Below are 23,982 nucleotides of genomic sequence, written 5' to 3'. Positions count from 1 at the left end.
TCACGCCCTGACACCCCACCACCCAACACTCAACACCTCACCAGACAAGTTGACAACGCCCGCGGAAGGTCTCGGTGAACACGGCCTGCTTGTCGGTGGACAGGCTGATCACGCAGTTGGAGATGACGACGTCGATCGTGCCCGCCGGCAACGAGATGGCCTCGATGGTGCCCTTGAGGAACTCCACGTTCGTCGCACCGGCCTTCACCGCGTTTGCCAGCGCGAGGGCGAGCATCTCCTCGATCATGTCCAGGCCGTACCCCTTGCCGGTCGCACCGACGCGGCGGGCGGACAGCAGGACGTCGATGCCGCCGCCGGAGCCCAGGTCTGGGACGCGCTCGCCCTCGTTGAGGTCGGCGACCGCGGTCGGGTTACCGCAGCCGAGCGACGCCGCGACAGCGCCAGCCGGAAGCTCATCGGTCTCGCCTCTTCCTTCATGTCCTGCGAGCCCGGGAACACGACGGTCCCGCTCAGTTCTGCACGGTCCACTGATACATCTCCCGGTTCTGCCAGGTAAGGGGCGGGGCACACGGTGTGGGCGGGGGTCCCTACAACAGGGCGCCGCCGGACACTTCGAGGCGCTGGGCGGTGACCCATCGCAGGTCCTCGGAGGCGAGCGCGGCGATGGCGTCGCCGATCTCCTGCGGTTCGCCGACGCGGCCGAGCGCGGTCTGCGTGCCCAAGCCCTCGCGCATCTGCGCGTCGTCCCGCATGGCGCCGCCGTTGAAGTCGGTGGCGGTCGGCCCCGGCGCGATGGCGTTGACGCGGATCTTGCGCGCCCCCAGCTCCACGGCGAATGTCCGGCTGAGGACCTCGACCGCCGCTTTGGAGGCCGAGTACACCGAGGTGCCGGCACTGGTGTGGCGGCTGAGGGAGGAGGAGACGTTGATGATCCGCCCCCCGTCGGCCAGCACGGGCGCAAGCGCCTGGATGAGGAAGAACGTGCCACGCACGTTGGTGTCCATCACCGCGTCGTAGTCGTCGAACGTGACCGCTTCCAGCGGTCCGAACAGTCCGATCCCGGCATTGTTGACCAGGACGTCCAGCCGGGTCGCGTCCCAGCGCTCCAGCTGCGCGGCCAGGTGGGAGACGAAGGTGGGAAAGGAGACCACGTCGCTGATGTCCAGCCGCAGTGCGGCGGCCGTGGCGCCGGTTTCCTGAACGCTCTTGACCGTCTCCTCGGCCTCCTGCGCGTCGCCGCGGTGGGTGACGATGACGCGCAGCCCGTGCCGGGCCAGCGACTGGGCCGTGGCCCGGCCCAGCCCACGATTGCCGCCGGTCACCAATGCGATCTTGCCTGACTCCATGAGTGCTTCTCCATGCGGGAACGGAACGACGCCGGCGGGGAGTGCTCCCACCGACCGAATGCGAGTCGCGCGACTCGCCTCCCTGTCCACGTAAACATCTACACAGTGGCGAGTCAAGTGACTCGCCTCGTGATGGGTCATACTGGGCCCATGACCGCAGGACTCTCCGCGCACCATCAACGACTCGCTCAGCGCAAGCGCGAGGCGATCACCGCAGCGGCCACGAAGCTGTTCCTGGAACGGGGCTATGACGGGACCTCGCTGGCGAAGATCGCGCAGGAAGCGGTCGTCTCGAAGTCCACGCTGTTCAAGCAGTTCCCCACCAAGGCGGCGCTCTTCGAAGCCATCGTCACCGAGTACTGGAAGGGCGGGCCGGACCCGGCGGCGCCCGCGACGCAGCCCGGTGACCTGCGCGCCGGCCTGAGCGCGATCGGCCGCCAGTACGCCGACCTGATCGGCCGGCCCGCGATGGCGGCCCTCTTCCGCATCGTCATCGCCGAACTGCCGCGCTTCCCGGAACTGGGACGGGCTCAGTTCGAGCTGGGCAAGCTGCCCTACTTCATCTCCGTCCAGCACTACCTGGAGGCCGAGCACGCCGCGGGCACTGCGGTGGTACCCGACGCGGAGAGCGCCACCAACCAGTTCCTCGGAATGATCGCCAACTACGTCCTGTGGCCGCGGATGCTGCTCGCCGACTGGAGCCCCGCACCTGCCGACATCGGCCACGCCGTCGAGGAGGCGGTCACGACGATGCTCGCCCGCTACGGCCGCAGCGCCGGCGGCCCGCAGCACTCCTGAGGGCGCTGTCACGTTGACTGTTGGCGTGGGGTGATCTTCGCGCTGATCATGCTGGAGGAGCCGTACGTGGAGAGCACGCCGCCGTCGTACAAAGGTCACCGGTACCCGGTCGAGGTCATCTCCCACTGCGTGTGGCTGTATCACCGCTTCCCGCTCAGCTTCCGCGAGGTCGAGGAGCTGATGCTCGAGCGTGGGATCGTCGTCTCCTACGAGACGATCCGCCGCTGGTGCGCCAAGTTCGGCCAGGCCTACGCAAACGCGCTGCGCCGCCGACAGCCTCAGTCCGGGAACAAGTGGCACCTGGACGAGGTCTTCATCAAGAAGAACGGGCGGTTGCAGTACCTGTGGCGGGCCGTCGACCAGGACGGGAACGTCCTCGACATCCTCGTGCAGAACCGGCGGGACAAGGCTGCGGCCAGGCGCTTCTTCCGCCGTCCTCTCACAAAGACCCGCACGGTGCCCAGGGTGATCGTCACCGACAGGCTCCGCTCCTACGGCGCGGCCCACCGCGAGGTCATGCCCTCCGTCGGGCACCGGCAGTCGAAGTACCTGAACAATCGGGCCGAGAACAGCCACCAGCCCACCAGGCAACGCGAACGCGCGATGAAGGGCTTCCGCAGCGTCGGCGCAGCCCAGCGGTTCCTGTCTGCCTTCACTGGCCACCGCCGCATGACAACCGGTGTCCACGATCAAGGGTCAAGGCCCACTCTCATGCCCACCAAGCGCGGCTCACCTCCGCTCGCGCGGAGAGGGCGACCTCGCCCGCGAGCGGTTCACGCAGGGCGTCGGCTCACCTCCGCTCGCGCGGAGAGGACCTCCTTCAGCATGTCGTCGGTCGTCGCATAGAGTGCTGTCGCGAGGGTGTCCACGTCGTTCGCCATAAGACGATCTTGGACACCCTCGTTCTCGTCTCCGCAGGCACCCCTTGGACCACACCACCAGGAGGAAGCAGTGTCATACCCGCAACCGCTCACCCCCGAGGAGAAACTCGCCGACGCGAAGAAGCAGCTGATCCTCCCGCGTATCGTCGTGATCTGCGGCTCCACCCGTTTCATGACCGAGATGACCGAGGCCGATCTGCGGGAAACCAAAGCCGGAAAGATTGTCGTCAAGCCGGGTTGCGACATGAAGTCGCCGCACGAACTTTGGTCCGATCCTGTCGAGGCCGAGGCGCTGAAGGTTCGACTCGACGATCTGCACCGAGCGAAGATCCGGCTCGCTGATGAGGTGCTCGTAGTCGGCGACTACATCGGAGACAGCGCCCGAGCCGAAATCGCCTACGCCCGGTCGCTGGGCAAGCCCGTGCGGTTCACGCACCCCGAAGTCGACCCCGAGGCCTGACCGCCCACCCCCACACCCTCCACAGGCACCCCTTGGAATTGATCATCTAGCGACTGAGCGCGTCGACCTCCGCGTAGCCGGGGATGCCGATGGGCAGCGGCTCGCCTTCCCGGACCGCGACTGCGGTGGTGACCGTAGCGTTCAGGGCTGCGCGGAAGAGCAGCGATCCGGTACTGACCCGCCGCACGCCCAATTCCGTCAACCGGCCGAGGTCGAGAGCCGGCAGGTGCAGCACGTTGACGGGCGCCGGTACGGCGGCGGTCACGGCGGCGATGTCCTCTTCCCTGGCCAGGCCCGGCACGAAGATCCCGTCGGCGCCCGCGTCCACGTACCGCCGCGCGCGGTCCAGCGTCGCGGCCACCGAGGCGTCGACCCCGAGCCAGAAGGTGTCCGTACGGGCATTGAGGAAGACTCCGGGCGCACGTTCTCGCACCGCGCCGATCAACGCCACCTGCGTCGCGATGTCGGCCAGCCGGTCGCCACGCCCGTCCTCCAGGTTGATCCCGACGACCCCCAGGTCAGCCAACTCGGCTACCAGGTCAACCACTTTCCCCGGGTCGGCGCTGAAGCCCGCCTCGATGTCGACGGTGACCGGACACGGCAGCCGCACCAACCTCATCGCCAGCGCAAGGGTCTCATCGCGGGCCAATCCCGCGGCGTCAGGCAGGCCGTGGGCCGCGGCCACACCGAGGCTGGTCGTGCCGATGGCGGCGAACCCGGCAGCGGCCAGCGCCGCGGCCGACGCGAAGTCCCAGGCGTTGGGCAGCAGCAACGGCTGGTCAGCGTAGTGCAACGCGTGGAACGCGGTGTTCAACGGGTCCTCGCTTCCACCAGGCCGGCCGCGAGCGCGAGCGCGTGCTCACGGCCAGGGCATGCATGAGGGCCGATCCCGAATGGCACTTCGGCGAGACTGACGTCCACGAGCGTGCCGTCCGGCGCCACTCGGCGGGTCACGGGCACCGGCGCATCGGCTCGACCGGCAACAGTGTGCGCCACCAGGGCCTTGGTCGCGTCGCAGGCCTGCACGAGCAACCCGATCCGGTTGGCCGTGGCCTCGTCGGCGACACCGCCGCAGGCTCCGACCAGCCGGGCGACCGCCCGATCCGCCTCCTCGGTGATCGTGGTGTGCGGTTGGTAGGACCTCGCCACCACGGCGACATCGGCAGCCACGTCCGCAGGCAGGCCGAGTGCTTCAGCGAGCACCTCGACCGGCCCGTCCCCGCGCTCAGCTGCCCGCAGCCGAAGACCGTCCGGGTCGACGGAAGCCAGTTCGGCCACCGCCAGCACACGCCTTCGCCGGTGAGCGGCACCACTGCTGAAGCGCGCGACGGAGGACCTCAACCAGGCGACACCACCAGGTGGGGAGTCGGGCACCGGAGGGACGTCGAACCCCGGGTCGGTCAGCACGGCATGGCTCATCAAGGGCATGGCGCCAGGCTAGCGGGCAGGTCTGACATCGCGCTGAGCCCGCAACGCTGAGGGTTCTTCGCGGTGCGACGAGCGCAGCCGTCAAGCTGGCGAACCCCTTGGAATCGATCGTCTAGGGTGACCGAGGATCGCAACGGCAACCGCAGGCGCTGGGCGAACCAGCGATCCCAGTGGCGGCCGCCCTCTGGGGTGACCGAGGATCGCAACGACCTGGGCGGTGTTGCTGTACGTGCTCAACTGAGGCAACGGAACAGACCGCAACGGGGCCGGACCGGCTCCTAGTCGTGGTCCTCCTCCGGCTGCGGCAGCACCGCTGCCTGGAAGGGGCGGCTGCCTCCCGGTGGACGTCCTTGCTCCTTGCCTGTGCCGCCTGAAGCCGACTCAGCGGCAGGGCAGGCTCATGTAGAGCGCCTGCTCACCTCTGGAGGGGGTGTTGTCGTAGAGGGTGGTGTCGAGTCCGCAGAAGGCGAAGCCCATGCGCCGGTATGCGTGGATCGCCGGCGCGTTAATGTTGGTGACCTCCAGCCAAAGGTGGCCGGCACCCCGCTCGCGGGCGAACTCCCCCGCCAGTCCCATCAGCGCACGCCCCACTCCCCGGCCCCGGTGCTGTGGAGCGACTGCGATGTCCTCGATGGTCAGCCGGCGGTTCCAGCCGGAGTACGAGACGGCAACGAACCCGGCCAGGTCTCCGGCGACGTCGTGGGCGACGAAAATGCGGGAGTCCGCGTCGTTCTTGTCCTCGTCGTCGCCGTCCGACTCATCCTCGGGGAACACCTTGGCCAGGGGCGGCTCCACCGGGATCTCCCGCAACGCGAACCCCTCCTCGGTGGCGGTCACCTGGAGGACGGTGTCGGTGGTGAAGGAGTCGTCCAGGGCCTTGATGGCCTCGGTGTCCTCGGCGGCGGCGATGCGGTACCGGTAAGCCGTGTCGCCAACAGTGGTCATGGCACGACGCTACGACCACTCCGATCACAGCAGGACGGGTTTCGGCCGGTCACTGCGGGTGCCGATAAATCATCCGCTCAGGCCACGTCCTTGATCGGCCTTCTCTGATGCGACGTCGGCCGCCCCGCTGTCTTCACCTGGGCAGGGGCGGACGGCATCATGATCGGTCGTGCTGCTGCGCCTGGCCTACCTCGCCACGACCAACACCCTGGCACTCCTGCGCCTGCTGCCGATGAGCGACCGCGACAAGGACATCGAAATCCTTGCGCTCCGACACCAACTGCTGTTCCTGCAAGGCCAGGTTGGCAAGCCCGCCTTCACCGACACCGATCGCGCCGTCCTCGCCGGCCTGCTCCACCACCTCCCGAGGGAGAAGCTGCGCCACCTCCTGCTGCTGGTACGCCCGGACACGATCCTGCGGTGGCACCGCAACCTGCTCAAGCGACGCCACGCCGCGGCATGTGCGCCGAAGCGGCGTGGGCGCCCGCCCACCGTCCGCTCGATCCGCGTCCTGGTCCTGCGTCTGGCCAGGGAGAACGCGTCGTGGGGGTATCGCCGGATCCACGGCGAGCTCGCGGCTCTCGGTATCGAGGTCGCCGCCTCGACCGTCTGGGAGATCCTCCGCGAGCACGGCATCCCACCCGCACCCGAACGGCAGAGCACCACCTGGGCCGACTTCCTGCGCAGCCAGGCCGACGCGCTGCTCGCCTGCGACCTCTTCGAGACCCGCACCCTGACCGGGGCGCGCCTGTACGTCTTCGCCGTCATCGAGCACTCCAGCCGGCGCGTCCGGATCCTGGGCGCCACCGCGCACCCGGCCGCGGAGTGGATCGTGCAGCTCGGCCGCAACCTCGCCATGAACCTGGAGGACGCGGGCAGCAGGGCCAGGTTCCTGATCCGGGACCGAGACGCGAAGTTCACAGCCGCCTTCGACGCCCTGCTGGCCGACGCCGGCCTGAAGGTCGTCACCACCGGCATCCGGACACCCCGGATGAACTCTCGCATGGAGCGCTGGATACAGACCTGCCGGCGCGAGCTCCTCGACCGCACGTTGATCTGGAACCAGAACCACCTCCTGCACGCGCTCCGCGAGTTCGAAACCTTCTACAACGAGCACCGCCCGCACCGAACCCTGGGGCAAGCGGCTCCGCTCCGCCAACTCCCCGAACCGATCGCCGATCCCAGACAGATCAACCCCCTGGAAGTCCATCGACGAGATCGACTCGACGGAACCCTTCACGAGTACCAACATGCTGCGTGACCAGGATGGATGAATAATCGGCACCCGCAGTGCTGGTGTGCGAGGACCAGGCCCTCGTGCGTGCCGACTTCGTCACGGTCCTCTCCGCCCAGCCCGACATGGAGGTCGTGGGCGAGGCCGTGAACGGCCGGGAGGCGATCCGGAGCGCGCGGGAGCTGAAGCCGGACGTCGTCGTCATGGACATCCGCACGCCCCTGCTCGTCGGAATCGAGGCCACCCGCCGCCTGACGGGGCCCGACTCCGCCATTCCCCGCCAGGATCCTCGTCGTGACGACCTTCAACGTCGACGAGTCGTGTACGAGGCCCTGCGCCCCGGCGCCAGCGGCTTTTTACTGGAGGACGCCCCACCGCCCGAACTGATCAACGCGGTACGCGTCGTCGCCCGCGGCGAGTCCCTCCTGGCCCCCGCCGTCACCCGCACCCTGATCGGCCGCTTCGCCGAACGCGTACGCCCCTCCGCCGCCCCCGCGTCCCCCGAGCGCGAGCGACTCAAGGTTCTCACCCCCGCGAGCACGAGGTCCTCCTCCTCATCAGCGAGGGCCTGTCGAACGCCGAAATCGCCCACCGAACTGGTCATCAGCCACGAGACCGTGAAGACCTACGTCTCCCGCATTCTCACCAAACTGGATCTCTGCGACCGCGTCCAGGCGGTGGTCCTGGCCCTATCGGGCGGGGTTGGCTGGGGGACGGCAACCGAGCCTGACGGCCCTGTCATGCCGTGCGGCGCGGCAAGCCGGCAGCAGCGGCTCGTTCCCGCCCACAGCTCATCCGACACGCCCCACGGTGGCCGCTCCGTTCTCAGGATCGGCCCAGGATCCCCCGAGCGAGCTACCTGTTTTGTCCTCTCTGGGGTGACGCGCGCCACCGGTGGTCTCTTGTTGACTCGAATCGTCAACACAACGGCCGGACAAGGCCGACCAGCCCAGTAGCTAAGGACAACACCATGACCACGACACGCAGTTCCGCGCAGCACGGTTTCCCCAGAGGCCGCCGAATCGCCGCAGCTCTGCTGGTTTCCACGCTGGCAGGAACCGCACTGGTCGCGTGTGGTGCCGACGCCAAGGGCTCGCAACCGGCCAAGGTCTCCGGCAAGAGCGTCGGCGAGACCGCGGGCGACACCAAGATCACCTGGGGCAAGTGCCCGGCCCTGGCCGAGGGACAAACCCGTGACCCCCACCTGGCCTGTGGAACGTTGGAGGTGCCACTCGACTACCAGAACCCGGGCGGCATGAAGATCGACGTGGCGGTCTCCCGGCTGTCCACCGCACAGCCCGGGAAGCGACGTGGCGTTCTGCTGCTGAACCCCGGCGGGCCGGCCCTGGGCGGTCTCGGCATGCCCGAAACCATGGCGTCCACACTGCCGAAGTCCGTGCTGGACCGCTACGACCTGATCGGTTTCGACCCGCGCGGCGTCGAACACAGCACCCCACAGAGTTGCGGTCTGCAGGACCCCAGCGTGTCCGGGCTCTTCCCCTATCCCGCCGCGGACGGCTCGATCACCAAGAACGTGGCCCTCGCCAAAGCCGACGCCAAGCAGTGCGCCGACACGGTGGGCAAGAACCTGCGGTACTACAACACCGCCAACACCGCCCGCGACATGGACCGCATCCGCCAGGCGCTCGGTGAGAAGAAGATCTCCTACTGGGGCCAGTCCTACGGCACCTACCTCGGCGCCGTCTACCGCTCCCTCTTCCAGGACCACACCGACCGGATGATCCTGGAAGGCAACGTCGACCCCACCAAGGTATGGGCCAACCAGGTGGCGGACACCTGGGGCAAGGGCATGGCCGACCGGTTCCCCGATGCCGCCCGCGTCGCCGCGGCGCAGGCCAGCACCCTCAAGCTGGGCACGAACGTCGCGCAGGTGACCCACACCTACCTCACCCTCGCCGACCGGCTCGACCGCACGCCCGCAGCGATTCCCGGCGCATCGGTGTCGCTGGACGGGGCGCTGCTGCGGAACATGACCTACGCCCTGCTTCTGCACAACAACACCCTTCCCATGCTCGCCAAGTTCTGGAAGGCCGCCGACAACCTGACCCACGGCAGCACCACGGCCGCCGACACCGCGGTTCTCAAGGAGGTGTTCGCCGACACACCGGCGTCCCCGGGCATCCCCGCGGACAACCAGGCCACCATGTTCATGGCTCTCACCTGCGGCGACGCCGAATGGCCGCACGACGTCGACGGCTACGCCGCCCGCACCACCGCCGACCGCGAGAAGTGGCCGCTCACCGCGGGCATGCCCGCCAACATCTGGGCATGCGCCTACTGGGACAAGCCAGCTGAGGCGACTGCCAAGGTCGTGAAGGGCGGCCCGCGCAACACCCTGATCCTGCAGAACCGTCGGGACAATGCCACCCCGTGGGAAAGCGGCGTCGGGCTGCACAACTCCCTCGGCGACGGCTCCGCCTTCGTCGGCGTCGACAACGGCGGGCACTACGTCTACGGGGAAGGCTCCGCCTGCGCCGACAAGGCCACCGTCGGCTTCCTGGCCACCGGCCACCTGCCGGACAAGGACGTCTACTGCACCGACGTCACCCAGAAGTAACCCGCCGGAACACGGTGCTTCCCTGTCCGGCCCGCTGTCCGGTTGGAGTCGCCTCGATGGGGCCGATAGAAGTCGCCCCAGCCATCACGGCGATGGCCGAGAACCGCTGCATCGATATTCGAAACAGCCCCGAGGAGCATGTCCACTCGTCAGGCGTTGTCACGTTGTTGGGTGTGTGAGTGTCCGAGGGCGCGTCGGGGCGTGGTGGGCTTGCGCTTCGGGCCTGGGGTCAGGCCGTGGTGGGCGGCCGGCAGCGCCGATGATCTGGTCCCAGATCGCGAAGCGGACGGTCGTCTCGGCGCGGTGCTCGGAGGCTGTCATCAGGTGGCGGTGAGGGCGGAAGCGGGGGGGGAGATGCCGCTGAACGCGGCCAGGAACTGCTGGGCCCCGCCGACGGAGCGGAATCCTTTCATCGTGCGTTCACGCTGCCGGGTGGGCTGGTGGCTGTTCTCTGCCCGGTTGTTCAGGCCCTTGTGTGAGCGGTGCTCGACGGAGGGCGTGACCTCTCGGTGGGTCACGCCGTAGGAGCGCAGCCTGTCGGTGACCACCACCCGCGGCACCGAGCAGGTCTTCTTGAGCAGTGTGCGGAAGAAGCGCCGGGCCGCGGTCTTGTCCCGGCGGTTCTGGACCAGGATGTCGAGCACGTTGCCGTCGGCGTCCACGGCCCGCCACGGATACTTCCGCTCTCCGTTGATCTTGAGGAAGACCTCGTCCAGGTGCCACTTGTCCCCGGGCCGCGGCCGACGGCGGCGCAGTCCGTTCGCGTAGGCCTGGCCGAACCTCACACACCAGCGGCGGACCGTCTCATGCGAGACGATGACGCCGCGCTGCAGCATCAGCTCCCCCACCTCACGGAACGACAACGGGAAGCGGAAGCACAGCCACACGCAGTGGGAGACCACCTCGACCGGGTACCGGTGCCCCTTGTACGACGGCGACGCCGACGACACGAACGACCCCCTCCCCGACACGAACAACTCCAAAATCATCCCAGACCGGTCAGCCAACGTGACAACGTCGTCCCGAGAGGTGTACCGCCGGGATCGCCACGCTCGCCTCCTACCTGGGACTGTCCGAGTCGACAGTGCAACGCGGCCCGGCCCAGCTCCGCGCCATCGGCCCGGACGGTGTCGTGGAGTTACCGGAGAACCGACGAAGATCCCTGCCAGGCGGGTGCGGGACGACGGCTCGTCGTGGGGTCAGACCCATGACGGCAACCGAGCGTTTCGTCTGGTTGCCGGTGACCGCGAGTGCATGCCTCCGCCCCCGATTGCTGCGTGCCTTCGCCGCACTCGCCCACGCCGTGGCCCGCAACCATCCCTTGACCTCGCGGGTGCTCGCCGAGATCCTCCGCCACCACTCGGGCCGGCGGGCGGGCCATCCCCTCACCCCGAGCGCCGTCGCCCGTATCATCGAGCAGCTGGATGCTTCGGGCTGGATCACCGTGCATCGCCGGGCCGGTGAACGCGGCCGTCACCTGTTCCTGGTCCACGACGGCCACCGGGCCCTCGGCAACGCGGTGGCTTCGCCGGCCCCGACCGCCATCCTTGATGACGGATCAGGTGCTCGAGTTGATGAGCGGTCGCTCGCGTTGAAGGAAGACCACAGCACTGACCGACCCGAGAACGAGGTCGACTGCTCCTCACCCGCCGTAGGCGAGAGACAGGTAGTGGGCGAACCTGTTGCGCTGCCTGCCTGATGTGCCCATCCGGACTGCGAGACCGGCGTGCTCTGGTCGACCGGTGAGCGTTGCCGCGCCTGTAGGGAGGTGGCCGCCGACCGGCGTGCCGCTTCCTGTGACACCAGCGATACGCGCCAGCCCACGCATATCCGTTCCCCGGTGCCGCCACCACGAGCGGCCGACGGCCACAACGGCCCGCAGCGCGAGGAACCGCCGTCCGTTCCCGCGTCGCAGGGCCCGGTCTTGGTGGCCCGCTGTCGCGGGCGCGGCGGCAGCTGTTCACGGACCGCTCCCTACGGGCTGTGCTGGCGGTGCCGCGTGGAGACCGCGCGCGATCCCTCTCACGTGAGACCGCGGGCGATACCGTTCCGCTCCGCGGCGACGGTTCAGGAGCCGCATGACCCCCTCCCCGTCGGCACCGGATCCGACGCCGCGCTCACCCCCTTCCGGCCAGCCCCAAAGCACTCGCCGTGTTGTCGCGCTGCAGCTCGTCCGGCGGGGCGCCCCCGGCGTCCACCGCATCACTCCGGTACGACTGCCTGACGCCGCGCCTCTCGCGCCACAGGTGATACATGGCGAGAAGCAGGATGCCGGTACCGATGAGGTTGGCCACGAAGTGCCACCAGACCCGGTAAGTCGTCAGAGCGGCGCCCGGATCGAGGACACCGAACCAGGTGGACAGGCCGATGGCCCGGCTCGCCCCCAGTGCCACGGAAAGGGTGAGGACGAGGTGCTCCACGCCGTGGATGCCCTGCATCCACACGCCCATCCTCGCCCACTTGCGGGACTGCAGACTGCCGCTGACCCGCTTGGTGATCTGCACAATGCCGACCAGACCCGCGAGAAAGATGAGGTTGCCCACCAGGTGCAGGATCTCCATGCCGAGCGACGGCTTGGCCGTGTCGATCTGGCCCATGCCGCGGGCGAAGCTGTCGGCCCAGGGTGTCATCCACGCCGGGTCGTACGGGTGGGCTATCCAGTACGCCGCCTGTGCCACGTGCTCCTGGAAGTGACCTAACTGTCCGACGACACCCAGGCCGACAAGGGCGACGGCCACCTTGTACAGCCAGGGCCGCACCGGTCCTCTGTTGGCGTAGGCGAGTACAGCGACCGCCGCCCACATCGCCACCGCCCAGCCGATGAAGAACACGGCACCGGCGGTGTCGACGGCGGACACCGAGCTCCCCATCTCGTGCATTCCGTTCATTCCCTCGTGATCCACGACAAGCGTCTCCTTCGGTGATCCCGGACCGACAACGGGCACGACTGGCCGTCTCGTCCGGAACGGTAGGGGGTACACCCCGCGTCCACTACTTCCGGCGTGCGCACTTGTGCCGGAGGCACTGCGCCCTCAGCCCGACGCGAGTCCGTTGTCCGCGGACAACGAGTCCGCGCCGGGTACGGCCGAGCCTCCTGCTCAACGGCGATCCGTGCAGGAAACTGAGGCGAAGCAGCCCGACTGCCGCTCGTGATCCTGCGTGACCAGCGTCCTGACGAATACGCGGTCCTGCCTCAGGGTTGGTTCAGTAGGAGCAACGGGCCTGACGCAATGGACACCACCTCTACAACGCAAAAAGGGCCCGCCCCCTGGACTCTGTCACCCGTACCGAGGTGGTCACCGTGGCCCCGGTGACCACACAGGGCGCCACGCTCGCCGGCCACACGATCGTCGAGGAACCGGACGAGCAGGTGGAAGGCTGCAGCGCCTCGTTCTTCTCAACCGCAGAGGACATCGTCCTCTGCTTTCCAACGTCCTTACCGCGCAAGCGTGCTGGGTGGAGGAGAGCCGTACGACGGTATCGTGCGGCTCTTTCTGGAAGGAGGAACTGCGCCGTCACACGGTTGCGGATCCGCCCGTGCCCACTGCCGAGCCCGTGGCCGAGGGTGACAGAGTCCCGTGGGCCATAGACCTCGAGGACGGCACCCGCTGCTCGCCCCGCTGGGGCGGATCCGCGCCGTCCCTGCCGGCAACCTGGCCAGTCGGTACGAATGCGAGGGGGAGGGGTAGTCGTGGAAGACACTGAGGTGCCGCTGTTCGACAAGTCTTCATCCCTGCGAACGGTGCGACTCCTGCTCCCCCCTGGAGGCGGGTTCCGGCGCAAGCCCCGGGCTGACTCCTCGGCAGAAGGCCGCTGCCGTCTGCTGCGCCGGACACTCATGACCGGCTCCGAAGGTCCAGCCGCTGCGTAGCGTGCGGTGTTGGAGAGCCCGTGTGACGTCTCCTCCCGGACAAGGTCGCCAGGCCCAGTCCCAACAGACCTCAGCCGTCTCCGTGAGGAATGGATGCGGTCCGCCGGGACCGGCCGTGGGGCTGCCCTGGAGGACCGCATCCTGCTTGTAGCGGCGTACTGGCGCACGAGCTTGACGCCCAGCCGGGTCGGACTTTTATTCGAAAATGGGCGGTCGGAAGGCAGGGCTCCCCGACCGCGAGGCAGCGGATCGCGGCCACCCAAAGCCGCTTGTTCTCGTCCCATCGCCTTTCCGGTGGAGAAGCGAGACAAGTGGGGTCAGTCGACCCGCGTGGCCGCCTGTTCAGCGAGCGACCGTGCCAGTTCACCGAGTCGGCTCGGGTTGCGCTCCAGTGCCTTCGTGCTGAGGAACTGGAGCAGGTCGAAGAAGACGTCCTCGGCGGGGATCTTCCGGTCAAGGAGCATGGCGAGGGAACCGGGCTCGTCGTACGGCACCTTGCGGACCCGGGGTTCCTCGGATGCCGCGTTCTCGCTGGCGGCTGGTGCGGGTGAGTCCGAACGCGGCTCGGGGATTACCTCTGCTCTCGTAGTGGCCGTCTCCTCCGCTGACACCTCGCTCGGTCCGTTGGTGATTACGCCGTAATCACCAACGCTCATGTCCTCACCTCCTTCTGCGGGCGTGTCCTTGGTTTGCTGCTTCTCCTCAGCCTTGGCGACTCGTGTCTTCTCGTCCTTCCGGGCCCGTTCTGCCTTCAGCTCTTCCAGGGCTGCTTCCTGTTGGTCAGCGGGCTTGTTGCCGACTGCACGCAGCAGGTCGATGGATTCTTTGCCGATGCGGGACTGAAGTTCGGGGGTCAGGTTGAGCAGGGCGAGGCGCTGTGAGACCCAGCCCTGGGAGCGGTGGAGTCGCTTGGCCAGGGCCCTCTGGCTTCCTTGGATGGCCAGGAGTCTTTGGAGAGCTCGGGCTTCGTCGAGTTCTTCGAGGTCTTGCCGGTGGATATTGGCGACGAGAGCCGACTCGAGGAGTTCCTCTGAGGTAGTGCCCTGATCGTCACTGACCATGACTTTGAGAGTGGTGAGTCCGGCTTCGCGGGCGGCTGCGAGGCGGCTGCTGCCGTCGATGACGATGTGGGTGGTGTCCGGCTCGAGGTCGGCTTCGCGATCCGGGTTGGCTTTGATGTAGGCGTCGCGGTTCATGACCGTGATCGCCTGCTTCTGGCCGTGGGTCTTCAGGCTGCCCGCAAGGTCGGTGAGGTCTCCGAGCGTGGAGCGGGGGTTGTCGGGGTTGAGACTGATGCGCTCTACTGGAAGTTCTGTGGGCGGGGCGATGCCCTCGGTGGGGACTCCGGTGGCTGCAGCGACAGCCTGGCGGCGTGCGCTGACGGGACGTACTCCCCCGCCGAACCGGCCGGCGCCGAGCTGGTCGGCCCTGCTCACAGGACCTCCCTGGCCAGGGCGCGCATGCCGACTGCCTGCTGCGACTTGGGCGCGTAGGACAGCAAGGGCTTCTTCACTCGGACGGCTTCCTTCTGCTCTTTGAGATCTCCGATGAGTCCGACGACCCTGGGATCCTTTATGTCCACCCATCCCTGAAGGGACGAGGTGGCGATGTAGCCACGGCGGGAGTCGTACAGGTTGACGACGATGCCGAGGTAATCCATGTCCACCTGAAGGTCACCGCGGAGGTCGTCGATCTGTGCGGTGAGCAGTTCGTAGGCGTCGGCGGAACTGTCCTCGGCCTGGACGACGATGAGGGCGCCGGACTGACCGGGCTTTTCGCCGTTGCGCCGGCGACCGTAGTAGGCGGCGGCGTCCATGCTGAGGCCGAGGCTGGGCGGGCAGTCGACGATGATGACGTCGTAGTCGGCTTCAAGTGGGGCGAGCGCACGCTCCAGTGCGGCTTCTCGGGCCCGGACGGCGGACAGGCGCACATCGAGCAGGAATGCGTCGTTGCAGGCGGGCAGGAGATGAAGCCGTCCGGCGAAAGTTTCGTCGTCGATGGAGACGACGAGGTCGCGGATGTCGCCCTTGGGGTCACCTGCCATGTGGTTGGTGAGGCTGTCCCCGTTCATCGGAAGTGGTGTGGCGCCGAGTTGGTTGGTGAGGTGGCACTGCGGGTCGAAGTCGATGAGCAGCACTCGCAGTCCGGGCCCGGGCAGGTTCTCGATGTCGAGCGGATCACCCTCCGACCCGGTCTCGTCGGCATGTGTCTGGCTCGCGCGCAGGGCCTTGCTGAGAGCTTTCGCGACACGCACGGGGTGAAGTGTGTTGGGGTCTTCAGCCAGTGCCTCGCCCAACCCGGCAGTGATGGCTGTCTTGCCGACTCCGCCTTTCTGGTTGCAGACGATGATGCGGCGGGTGACAGCCGGCCGCTGGATGTCTGGTGCCGGGTTGATGTCGAGCCAGAGCTGGACGGACTGGGCCAGACCCTGGATGAGGGAGACCCGCCGGTCAGCGGTGGTCTGCCGGAACTCTTCCCACTGGCCGGGTGGCAGGAAGGTCGAGAAGGAGTCGGCGCCGGCGGTGTCGATGGTCGCAGTGGCCGACGCCAGGTTGCACCAGTCACTGATGCCCTGTTCGACGGCAGTCTGGATCTCGATTCCGTGTTGGGCGGCTCTGATCTTGAGGTTCTGCCGGAGCCATCCCGGCAGCTTGGAGACGACCTTCTCGCGGTCGCTGGAGAGGGCTGGCGAAGTCATGGAAGACACCATACTAACGTTCATGATTCATGGCAGCTTTGGCGCGTTAGCTAGACCAACCTGGAACGCCTCTGGTGTCCCCTGGTGATTACGGCGTAATCACCAGGGGACACCAGACCAGCCATCCGCGGTGATTACGTCGTAATCACCCCTACGGCACACCAAGAGCTGTTCGTGAGGGAGAGAAGGCCAACGCCCGCCCGGCAACGAGAAACTGGTCGGCGTCCATCCGAAGTGGTAGCCAAGGAGGGCCGACCGGTTGGTCCGCAGCAGCGAAGACGGCCCTGCCGCTTGAGTAACTGGAGGATCCGTAATTCGCAAGGCCCCATGCATCGGGGCGGCTGGGTCAAGCAGACGGTCCCACTGGGGAATGCGTGGTCAGGATCGCGCTCAACCACCCTTCAGGAGGCGCTCGAGGAGCCGTACCCCGCGGACGGGTCCGGATGCTCGGTGAGCAGTCGCCGTATCCGCACTTGTACCTCGGGCGGAACATTCTCAAGACCCCTCAGCACCCGGGCGCGCACGGCCGCCTCTTCGCTGGACGGCAGCTCCGCTGCGTTGATCAGCAGTTCCAGCAGATCGTGCGCCAGGGAGGTGGCTCGCTCGCCGGGTGAGGCGAGGAACGTGGTGACGGCCGGCCCTAGCCATGTGAAGACCGGGTCCATGGCATGCCGTACGACGGCATCGTTCGTGCCACCCGACAGGTCCAGTTCATGCCGGAGGACGTCCCAGTACGGACGGGACCAATCCGGTCCGTCGTTGCCCTGGGGACAGCGGTACAGCCAGTTCATGTCCACCGGGTCCGGCGGTGTCAGGACGCCGGCCCGCAGGGTGATCTCCAGTTCCCTGCCCTGCTCGGTCCGGGTACGCCGCGATGAAAGGGACAGGGCGAAGTCGGACCACTGTTCCTCGTCGAACGAGGAGCGCCACAGCAACGCATGGCGGTGCCAGGCGCTGGCATGGTCGTTCCAGAACGGGAACAGCTCGCTCGTTGTGATGCGGCCCTTGAGGAGCAGGATCACCAGGACCAAGTTGGCGCCACAGATGCCGTGGCGGGCCGTGATCCGCAGTCCGGGGGAGGTGGGGGAGGGGTGGGCCGGTAGGCGCGATGCGGCTCGTGCGTGCGCTGGCCGTGCTGCTCCAGTACACCGATGAGGAGGCACGCCAGCCTGTTGCGCTCGGCAGAGGGAATCCGGTCCACCATTGATCCCGCGAACCGCAACATCCGCCGTGAGGACAGCGGTGCGTACGAGAGCAGTGTGTACGCGAGATCGTCATCGACACTGTTGTCGGCCACGGACAGGGAAGGGCGGTGTGTCACGAGGCTCGTGAGGACGTGCAGGGCGAGGCGTACGACCAGGTACTCACCGAACGTGGCGTGCAAGAACTCATACATAGCCAGCACGCGCCCGTCCCGTACGGACTGGGCGCGCTGGACGAAGAAGAAGCGGGCGAGTGCGGCTTCGGCGGCGCCGAGCGGGGTGCGGAACCCGGAAGGCTCGGCTGAGGTCCGGCCCAACAGCGCCGGGAGATCCTCATCGAGTTCAGCGGCCGAGACCTACTGGCGGCGGCGGTTGTGCAGGGCGAACGCGACCGGGAGAGCCGTCGGAGTTCTCGTTCGGCCCGTGCCTCGTCGTCAGTCAGGGCGGCGGGGGAGGGGCCGGTCTTGTCGATCTCGCGACGAGCAAAGGAGGAAAGCAGTTCCTCGTACAGCTCAGCTTCCTCCAGGGGGCCGTCGCCGTCCCGGCGCAGAGCATTGTCGGTGGCGTCGTACAGTACCGGCATCGTCATCCGCAATTTGCACAAGCCCGTCGCCGGCCCCGCCTGTTGCGAAAATCAGCGCCCCACCGAGCGCCCGATCCAGCACCGCGACGGCTGGCGGGTCACTGCCCAGCAGCGACAACGCGTCCGAAAACGACAGCAGTCTGCGTACCCCCACCGCACCCCCACGGTTCGTTCGGCAACTGCGACGACTCCCCGAGGCACTCTGGCACAGCGGCAGCGCGCAGGGGGTTTGTTCGAGGAACGCGACGCCGAGTACATGCCTCCGGACCCCGCCAGCGTCGAACGCATCTACACCGTCCCGTCACGCTTGCGAAGCACTCACGTCCGCTCTGAGGGACAAGAATCGCCTGTGTTCTCTTCTGTCGGCCTGCCAGGGGCCCAAGGGTCCTGCCATACCGGCGACTTGGAGATCGGCCGCCCCCGCCTCCTTTCTGCCCGTCGCCTATGGGAGGAAACGTTCGAATAGCCCGCTTCACTCTCACCTGTCGACGTGCAGCGTGCAGTCACCCCTCCTCGATGCCTGGACTCGCTGCGGGTAAAGCAAGAGCGGAGATCCCGGCCCTGGCCGGGCAGGTCAACGGGTGCTGACTGGGGGCGTCTGCTCGCTCGTCCATGTCCGGAGGCGCCGGACCCTCATGTACGTGAGGTCAATGAGTACCGTCCTCAGGGGCGGTACTCATTGACCTCACGTACATGAGTTGTGCTTCTCAGAGCCGTTCAGGTCGCACGACGCAAGGGGACGACGACGTCCTCACCGGTGCACTTCGCACTGAGCCGGTAGTAACTGATGTGAGCGAGCCTCTCGGATTCCTCGAGCCATCCGGCCTCTACGACCTGGCGCCGGGTGCGGGAGAACACCGTCGGGGACATGCCGACGAGCTCGGCGAGCTTGGCTCCGGTCTCGACGACGGCGCCGGCACGGTCGGTGGGGTGCATCGCGTAGAGCATGATGACCAGGCGCTGGTTCGCGGTCATGCCAGCCGTGCGGTGGAGGACGTCCAGAAGCTTGCGCTTGTCGTCGTTGTTCACTGGGCCTCCCACGGCGAAAGGGTCGTATTGTTGAAGCCGGGGATGTCCGGCGGGTTGCATGTCTTGATCGCTTCCCGTTGCTCGATACCGGTCCCGTGAAAGGCAATGTACGGGCTGATCCGATAGAGCCTGTAGTTGCCGATGCGCCCGCGCTCGATCAGGATCCGCCGCTTGAGCAGCTTCCGGTTGATCTTGCCTACGGCATCGGCGGTCATCCCGACCTTCTTGGCGATGTCCGCGCCGGTCGCCCTCAGTGGCGCCATGCCCTGGGGAGAAACACCGATCCACCACAGAACCATGTACTTCTGGCTCGGGGTGAATTCCTTACTCTCGGTGATCGCTTCGACTCTGGCCTTGTCCACCTGGATGTGGTCGCCCGAGAAGGCGTAGGGCGCATATGGGAGTGCCTCGCCGGTGTCGGCATCGACCAGCCTGCGTACTGCTCCCAAGAAGCCCTCCAAAATCGGGCATTGCGTCAGCGTCAATGAGCGGCGGCCTTCAGGGCCGACTAGATGAACCTAACGTACATGAGCGTTGAGTTCATGAACTCCGCTTCCGGAGCGTGTCGCTCCACCAGAGATGGCCCGCGGCTGAAGCCCGCCCCCACGTGGAAGCGGCACCTGCTGATGTACCTGACGTCAATCTGGTCAGATCCTGCAGCCGTGGTCACGGTTCCTGAAACATGGGTACAACGGTTGCCAGAACTGCCTGCCCTGCTCCTGGAAACCGGGTGCACGATGCTCAGAACCGGCTGCCAGATCGTCAGAACCCGATGCGGAAGGGTGTTTTTGCAGGTCAGAGCACTTTTTTTCATCGCGCCCTCTTATACAGCAGGACAGGTTGTGAGCTGCGACGGCCCCACCCACACACCAAGCTCCCGAAGGCAGTCGCGCGAGTCAGCGCGCAGTACCTCCCCGCCATGCGTCGACATCCGCGCCCCCCTTCGGCCCGTCGACAAAAAACCGTGCCCCCTACCCCGTCCTCAGCCGACGAAAGCACGCCAGGATGCAGCCGCAGTCGACGAATCACCCGCCACGTATGCCTCCATCAGCCCCTGCCCGCCTCAGCCACTCAGCCCGTTGACACCCCCGACAAGTCGCGGTCGCCCGGGCACCCGCAGGCCCCATCGGTGCACCGCAGGCCCCCCAGGGCCGAGGATGTACCGACCCGTAGGCGCGGAGAGCGGCATTTCGCCTGCGCAGCCACACTGCAATCCTCCGAGCCATTCAACAGCCGTGCTGTGCCCCGCCCATGCAAATGCCGCGCTGTACCCATGGCACCACCCGACGACCACCAGCACCACGAGCCGCACCACCACGACAACGCCGCCCCCTACCGGAAGCTGCCGAGTGGCAATTCGTTGCCCACCGCCATGAGCAGCCGGACCGGGAGCAGCGCCAGGCCGTCACAGGCCCTCATCCCATACCTGACGCCCTCACAGCGCGCCCCGCCCACCTGGAAGGACGGGGTATGTGCCTCACAGCAACAGTCGGGCAGCGGCAGTCACAGGACGGTGCCGTACAGGGGGCTGTGGTCCCCGAACAAGGCGTAGCGACGGGCAGCGAAGCCGTGCGAGGGCCTCGGTGGCCTGAGGTGGGCCGGAGCGACCTCGAGAGTCAGCCCGCCGATCGCGTGCCTACCTGCGACAAAGTTGTCGACGGTGCGGCGAGCGCGAGATGCACCACCGGATCATCCGGCCGTGCGGGCAAAGTGGCGCGGACATCACGGACTGCCTGGTGGTCCGCCGCGCACACGTAGGCTCATCAAAGGCCTGAAGGTCTCTGTGGGCGAGCGTGGCGAGCCGGCGGGATTCAGTTACTCGACGTCACCCGTACCGCCGGAGACGACGATGAGAGCGCGCTGGGACAGGCCGTAGTCGAGCGCGGCCACGGCGGCCGGGCCGGTGTCTCGCGTGCGAGAGGGCTCGGTGCCGGCGGCGACAGTGCCGTGAATCGCGTCCGGGGCGCGCGGGCGACGGTCCAGCAGCCGATATACCTGGGCGCGGCTGATGCCGAATCCCGCGTCGCAGTACGTCTCCCAGCCCGGGTAACCGAGGAGCAAGGGCCTGAACCGAGAAGGCGGTTCGAGCCCCTACTGCTGTTCAGGACCTACAGGTCGAACTCAAGGTGCTCGATATCTGTGAAGCGGATCTCCTCCAGGCTCCCGGCGCGGCGGCCGCTGTCCTGGAAGTACACCTCCTTGAGCCCTTCGGCGGCGATTTCCCTGAGCTGCTGGTCGCTGGCGCCGGCCTGCTGGGCTTCGAAGAGGCGGGCGGCGTACTGCGGCGGCAGGGCGACGGTCAGGTGCCGGATGCGGTCCTGGTCCGTCGAACCGATCGGCGCGGTGTAGCCGAGCCTGGCGCGGGTGTCGATGACGATACCGCCCGTCGTCGCCGCCTTCTCCTTGGCCCTCGCCCTGATCTGCGGCTGCCACCGTCTTTTCACCTCGCGCTCCAGGCGAGCGGCAAGGTCTGCGCGGGGCTTCTTGATCTGGTCCTTCACGTACCGTTCGACGGTGCGCTGGGAGACCCGCAGCATCTGTGCGACCGCCTTGGTGCCCTTGAGCTGCTTGACCAGGTACCGCATCTGCGCGCCGGCGCTCTTGGGTGCCGGGCGGGTGAACGCCTTGTGCACCGCGGCCTCCAGGCCGTCCCCGAACAGGCTCATCGTGGCCTACTCCTACTCTCCGTTGTCGACGTCGGTGACGGTGCCGTCCTTGATGTACCGGGCGAGGTTGAGCTCCGGCGCGTCGAACCGCTCGCGGACCTCTTCACCCCACAGGACACTCTGAGTGCCCTCGTGTTTGACCAGGCCCGGGTTGATGCCGACCTTGAAGCCGCCCGGCAGTGGCTTGCCCTCCCGGTAGGGCAGGAAGTCCAGCGGGCTGGTGCCGTCGGCCGCGTACACGACGCAGTCGGACAGGATCGCGACCGGGTACTGGCCGGTGAAGGCCGCGTGCTTGACGATCTTGCGGTGCAGGTTGATCCGTGTGCGGGAGATGACCGCCGCGCGGATGTCCGGCCGCCACGTCGGGCGGGACAGCGCCCGCCACGGCTCGCCCGGCCGCCAGCCCTCGCCCCGGGGACGCTCGCGCAGCTTGCCCAGGCCGCCCTTGACCGTCGCCTTGACCGCCGAGACGACGATCGCGAGCTCCGGGTCGCGCTCCTTGTAGCCGTCCATGACCGTCAGGAAGCCGGCCGGCGGCAGGTCCACGTCCACGCCGAGGTCGGCCATCGTGGCGAGGTAGGCGTCGCGCAGTCGGTTGTACCAGCCGTCCAGGTAGCGGCCGTTGTCATAGCGGACCCACGCTTCGATCGGGCGCACCTCGTAGCCCAGCTCCACCGCATAGGCGACGGTGGGCGTCGCGTACCAGGCGGGGCCCTCGGGACGCTCGCCCTTCGGCGTGAACGGGCTGGGCAGCAGGGAGGCGTCCAGGTCCGCCCACTTGTCCTTGCCGACCTTCACACGGGACAGGTCGACGTGGGACAGGTCCACCAGCCAGGAGCCGGGCAGTTTCGGGTCGAACACCGGCGCCTTGACGTGCGTGGGCGCTCCGAGTCCGACGACCAGGCCGTTGGCGCCGGCGGCGAAGGCCATGTTCACGTCGATGCCGACCAGGTTGCGACGCATGCATTCGGCGTCGGTCATGGGCCGAGCCCAGTCGTACGCCTCCTCGAACAGCTTCTCCGCCGGGCCGCGCACATGGAACCGCGGCAGGTCCTTGAGCAGCGGGTGCCCGTCCGGGGCCTCACAGGGCGCGCAGTCCACCGGGTCCTTGCCCAGCGAGCCGGGGTTGAGCTCGGAGTGCCGTTTGCCGTCGGCGTCGGGCTCGGACGCACGGGTCGGCGGGTGCAGCGCAGTCATCAGTTCCAGGCCGGTGACGGCAGTGGAACCGCGCGGCGTCATCACCCGGGACGCGTACACACCCAGGACCCTGGCGAGGTCCGCCGGCGGGAGTTGGGCGGCGTGGCCCCAGTGGCGGGAGTCGAGCGCGTTCCACGAGGGGATGCACAACTGCGCGCAGGCCCGCTCCGAACCTGTGGCGGGGCGGTAGATGCGGGCCCACGGGCCGAACCCGCGCTTCGTCAGCTTCCACTCCGCGCGCGCCAGCTGCTTGATGACCTTGTGACCCTCCGGAATCCGCCCGGCGAGCCGCTCCTCATCGGTGAGGACGGCCGGCAGGCCGTAGCGCTCCAGCGCGGCCTCGGTGAGCACGAGCAGCGGGTCGGCGTCCTTGCCCGGACCGGACAGCCTCGGCTGCCCGAGCTTCGCCTCCTTGAGCGTCCAGTCCACCAGTGCCGGGACCGACTTGGCGGGCACGTCCAGGACCAGGCCGCCGGTGCAGTACGCCAGCACCCGCCCATCGGCGTCGACGTCGACGACCGCGAGTGGCCCGTTCTCGAAGCGCGGGTCGGTGCCGCCCGCCGGGAAGCCGGGTGGAGCAGCCTTCCGCGTGCCCGGGCGGCGCGACGTCGACGTGCTCTCGCCGCTGCTCGTCGAGTGCGGCGCAGCCTTCTCGACAGGGGCGGTGGGAGCGGGAGTGTTCCGGGTGTTCTCGTGTGCAGTCGTGGCCGCGGCTTCGGGCGCCGGGCACGCGGCCGGAGTCTGCGCTTCCGCCGGGGCGGGTGTGCCGGTGGACGTGGCCGACACCGGGGTGGCCGGCTCCTTTGGTGCCGGGGGTACGGGGTAGAGCTCCGCGAGTTTCTCCAGCAGCCGTGCGTATGCCTCGCGTTCCGGGCCTCGCGGCTCAGTCGGCTTCTTGGACGACTCCCAGCCGGACACCGTGGCCCGGCGTACCTTCAGCGCGGCGGCGACTTCGTCCAGCGTCAGACCGTGCGCGACGCGCAGCCGCTTGCGCTCCTGTGCTGACGGCAGCGGGGAACGGGACGCGACCAGCGCGTCGACCGCGTCGAACAACTCGGACATGGAGCACCTCCTGACCGACATCCTAGCCCATTAACCGTACGTA

Annotated in this window: 22 protein-coding genes and 2 pseudogenes; 7 read left to right on the top strand and 17 right to left on the bottom strand. The window is 67.8% G+C overall.

Annotated elements, in window-relative coordinates; genetic code table 11:
* Nucleotides 1-61: 61 nt before the first annotated feature.
* Nucleotides 62-529, bottom strand: a pseudogene (locus ACWZEH_RS35845) (methyltransferase domain-containing protein); the annotation flags it as partial.
* 19 nt (nt 530-548) lie between these two features.
* Nucleotides 549-1,307 (bottom strand): SDR family NAD(P)-dependent oxidoreductase, encoded by a 759-nt coding sequence (locus ACWZEH_RS35840; RefSeq protein ID WP_456200421.1) that lies wholly within the window; start codon nt 1,305-1,307, stop codon nt 549-551.
* A 150-nt stretch (nt 1,308-1,457) separates the two neighbouring features.
* Here ACWZEH_RS35840 and ACWZEH_RS35835 point away from each other — a divergent pair, with 150 nt between their 5' ends.
* From ACWZEH_RS35835 to ACWZEH_RS35825, 3 genes are all read left to right on the top strand, one after another.
* A complete protein-coding gene (locus ACWZEH_RS35835) occupies nt 1,458-2,105 on the top strand; it encodes a TetR/AcrR family transcriptional regulator (RefSeq protein ID WP_456200419.1) in 648 nt (215 codons plus the stop codon).
* A 48-nt stretch (nt 2,106-2,153) separates the two neighbouring features.
* On the top strand, nt 2,154-2,951 hold the full coding sequence (locus ACWZEH_RS35830; protein ID WP_456200557.1) for an IS6 family transposase: 798 nt from the start codon (nt 2,154-2,156) through the stop codon (nt 2,949-2,951).
* Between the two features lie 105 nt (nt 2,952-3,056).
* Nucleotides 3,057-3,446, top strand: coding sequence for a hypothetical protein (locus ACWZEH_RS35825; RefSeq protein WP_456200418.1), 390 nt, complete (start codon nt 3,057-3,059; stop codon nt 3,444-3,446).
* Between the two features lie 46 nt (nt 3,447-3,492).
* Here the strand turns inward: ACWZEH_RS35825 and ACWZEH_RS35820 are convergent, their stop codons facing one another.
* From ACWZEH_RS35820 to ACWZEH_RS35810, 3 genes are all read right to left on the bottom strand, one after another.
* Complete coding sequence (locus tag ACWZEH_RS35820) at nt 3,493-4,260, bottom strand: isocitrate lyase/PEP mutase family protein (protein WP_456200417.1); 768 nt, start codon at nt 4,258-4,260, stop codon at nt 3,493-3,495.
* Nucleotides 4,257-4,874, bottom strand: coding sequence for a hypothetical protein (locus ACWZEH_RS35815; protein WP_456200415.1), 618 nt, complete (start codon nt 4,872-4,874; stop codon nt 4,257-4,259). Before ACWZEH_RS35815 ends, ACWZEH_RS35820 begins: the two co-directional genes overlap by 4 nt.
* Before the next feature lie 381 nt (nt 4,875-5,255).
* Nucleotides 5,256-5,819 (bottom strand): GNAT family N-acetyltransferase, encoded by a 564-nt coding sequence (locus tag ACWZEH_RS35810; protein WP_456200414.1) that lies wholly within the window; start codon nt 5,817-5,819, stop codon nt 5,256-5,258.
* Between the two features lie 169 nt (nt 5,820-5,988).
* Here ACWZEH_RS35810 and ACWZEH_RS35805 point away from each other — a divergent pair, with 169 nt between their 5' ends.
* The 3 genes from ACWZEH_RS35805 to ACWZEH_RS35795 are packed head-to-tail and all read left to right on the top strand — an operon-like array spanning nt 5,989 to nt 9,631.
* Nucleotides 5,989-7,080 (top strand): integrase core domain-containing protein, encoded by a 1,092-nt coding sequence (locus ACWZEH_RS35805; RefSeq protein ID WP_456200412.1) that lies wholly within the window; start codon nt 5,989-5,991, stop codon nt 7,078-7,080.
* A gap of 56 nt (nt 7,081-7,136) precedes the next feature.
* Nucleotides 7,137-8,009, top strand: coding sequence for a response regulator (locus tag ACWZEH_RS35800; protein ID WP_456200410.1), 873 nt, complete (start codon nt 7,137-7,139; stop codon nt 8,007-8,009).
* A gap of 14 nt (nt 8,010-8,023) precedes the next feature.
* Nucleotides 8,024-9,631, top strand: coding sequence for an alpha/beta hydrolase (locus ACWZEH_RS35795; RefSeq protein ID WP_456200408.1), 1,608 nt, complete (start codon nt 8,024-8,026; stop codon nt 9,629-9,631).
* Nucleotides 9,632-9,880: 249 nt separating this feature from the next.
* Here ACWZEH_RS35795 and ACWZEH_RS35790 read toward each other — a convergent pair.
* Nucleotides 9,881-10,620, bottom strand: a pseudogene (locus ACWZEH_RS35790) (IS6 family transposase); the annotation flags it as partial.
* A gap of 218 nt (nt 10,621-10,838) precedes the next feature.
* Between ACWZEH_RS35790 and ACWZEH_RS35785 the strand changes: the two are divergent.
* A complete protein-coding gene (locus tag ACWZEH_RS35785; protein ID WP_456200406.1) occupies nt 10,839-11,330 on the top strand; it encodes a hypothetical protein in 492 nt (163 codons plus the stop codon).
* Between the two features lie 418 nt (nt 11,331-11,748).
* On the opposite strand, the gene ACWZEH_RS35780 is transcribed toward ACWZEH_RS35785, so the two are convergent.
* The 11 genes from ACWZEH_RS35780 to tap form a co-directional block, all read right to left on the bottom strand.
* A complete protein-coding gene (locus ACWZEH_RS35780; protein WP_456200556.1) occupies nt 11,749-12,519 on the bottom strand; it encodes a DUF6008 family protein in 771 nt (256 codons plus the stop codon).
* A 1,300-nt stretch (nt 12,520-13,819) separates the two neighbouring features.
* Nucleotides 13,820-14,938 carry a ParB/RepB/Spo0J family partition protein gene (locus ACWZEH_RS35775; protein ID WP_456200404.1) on the bottom strand — a complete coding sequence of 373 codons (1,119 nt, stop codon included), beginning with the start codon at nt 14,936-14,938 and terminating at the stop codon, nt 13,820-13,822.
* A complete protein-coding gene (locus ACWZEH_RS35770; protein ID WP_456200402.1) occupies nt 14,935-16,200 on the bottom strand; it encodes a ParA family protein in 1,266 nt (421 codons plus the stop codon). The genes ACWZEH_RS35775 and ACWZEH_RS35770 overlap by 4 nt, the downstream gene beginning before the upstream one ends.
* A gap of 401 nt (nt 16,201-16,601) precedes the next feature.
* Entirely contained in the window at nt 16,602-17,222 is a 621-nt protein-coding gene (locus tag ACWZEH_RS35765) for a hypothetical protein (protein ID WP_456200401.1), read from the bottom strand.
* Nucleotides 17,219-17,719 (bottom strand): hypothetical protein, encoded by a 501-nt coding sequence (locus tag ACWZEH_RS35760; RefSeq protein ID WP_456200399.1) that lies wholly within the window; start codon nt 17,717-17,719, stop codon nt 17,219-17,221. The genes ACWZEH_RS35765 and ACWZEH_RS35760 overlap by 4 nt, the downstream gene beginning before the upstream one ends.
* Nucleotides 17,720-17,914: 195 nt before the next feature.
* Nucleotides 17,915-18,067: a hypothetical protein gene (locus ACWZEH_RS35755; RefSeq protein WP_456200554.1), complete on the bottom strand. Its 153-nt coding sequence runs from the start codon at nt 18,065-18,067 to the stop codon at nt 17,915-17,917.
* 635 nt (nt 18,068-18,702) lie between these two features.
* Nucleotides 18,703-19,014 carry a replication initiation protein, RepL2 gene (locus ACWZEH_RS35750; RefSeq protein WP_257854020.1) on the bottom strand — a complete coding sequence of 104 codons (312 nt, stop codon included), beginning with the start codon at nt 19,012-19,014 and terminating at the stop codon, nt 18,703-18,705.
* Nucleotides 19,011-19,463: a MarR family transcriptional regulator gene (locus ACWZEH_RS35745; RefSeq protein WP_456200397.1), complete on the bottom strand. Its 453-nt coding sequence runs from the start codon at nt 19,461-19,463 to the stop codon at nt 19,011-19,013. Before ACWZEH_RS35745 ends, ACWZEH_RS35750 begins: the two co-directional genes overlap by 4 nt.
* 1,366 nt (nt 19,464-20,829) lie before the next feature.
* Nucleotides 20,830-21,075, bottom strand: coding sequence for a hypothetical protein (locus tag ACWZEH_RS35740; protein ID WP_456200395.1), 246 nt, complete (start codon nt 21,073-21,075; stop codon nt 20,830-20,832).
* A 47-nt stretch (nt 21,076-21,122) separates the two neighbouring features.
* Nucleotides 21,123-21,680, bottom strand: a complete 558-nt coding sequence (tpg, locus tag ACWZEH_RS35735; RefSeq protein ID WP_456200393.1) for a telomere-protecting terminal protein Tpg — start codon at nt 21,678-21,680, stop codon at nt 21,123-21,125.
* 12 nt (nt 21,681-21,692) lie between these two features.
* Nucleotides 21,693-23,939 (bottom strand): telomere-associated protein Tap, encoded by a 2,247-nt coding sequence (gene tap, locus ACWZEH_RS35730; protein ID WP_456200391.1) that lies wholly within the window; start codon nt 23,937-23,939, stop codon nt 21,693-21,695.
* Nucleotides 23,940-23,982: the final 43 nt, after the last annotated feature.

This window comes from Streptomyces yamdrokensis, from assembly GCF_053890455.1.
Note: the sequence above shows the minus strand (reverse complement) of the source record. Positions and strands in the feature narration are given on the sequence as shown.

Excerpts from the sequence above, each read along its gene's own strand:
- ACWZEH_RS35795 (WP_456200408.1), top strand. The coding sequence starts at position 8,024 with ATGACCACGACACGCAGTTCCGCGCAGCACGGTTTCCCCAGAGGCCGC.
- ACWZEH_RS35810 (WP_456200414.1), bottom strand. The coding sequence starts at position 5,819 with ATGACCACTGTTGGCGACACGGCTTACCGGTACCGCATCGCCGCCGCC.
- ACWZEH_RS35835 (WP_456200419.1), top strand. The coding sequence starts at position 1,458 with ATGACCGCAGGACTCTCCGCGCACCATCAACGACTCGCTCAGCGCAAG.
- tap (WP_456200391.1), bottom strand. The coding sequence starts at position 23,939 with ATGTCCGAGTTGTTCGACGCGGTCGACGCGCTGGTCGCGTCCCGTTCC.
- ACWZEH_RS35840 (WP_456200421.1), bottom strand. The coding sequence starts at position 1,307 with ATGGAGTCAGGCAAGATCGCATTGGTGACCGGCGGCAATCGTGGGCTG.
- ACWZEH_RS35815 (WP_456200415.1), bottom strand. The coding sequence starts at position 4,874 with ATGCCCTTGATGAGCCATGCCGTGCTGACCGACCCGGGGTTCGACGTC.
- ACWZEH_RS35830 (WP_456200557.1), top strand. The coding sequence starts at position 2,154 with ATGCTGGAGGAGCCGTACGTGGAGAGCACGCCGCCGTCGTACAAAGGT.
- ACWZEH_RS35785 (WP_456200406.1), top strand. The coding sequence starts at position 10,839 with ATGACGGCAACCGAGCGTTTCGTCTGGTTGCCGGTGACCGCGAGTGCA.
- ACWZEH_RS35780 (WP_456200556.1), bottom strand. The coding sequence starts at position 12,519 with ATGAACGGAATGCACGAGATGGGGAGCTCGGTGTCCGCCGTCGACACC.
- tpg (WP_456200393.1), bottom strand. The coding sequence starts at position 21,680 with ATGAGCCTGTTCGGGGACGGCCTGGAGGCCGCGGTGCACAAGGCGTTC.
- ACWZEH_RS35770 (WP_456200402.1), bottom strand. The coding sequence starts at position 16,200 with ATGACTTCGCCAGCCCTCTCCAGCGACCGCGAGAAGGTCGTCTCCAAG.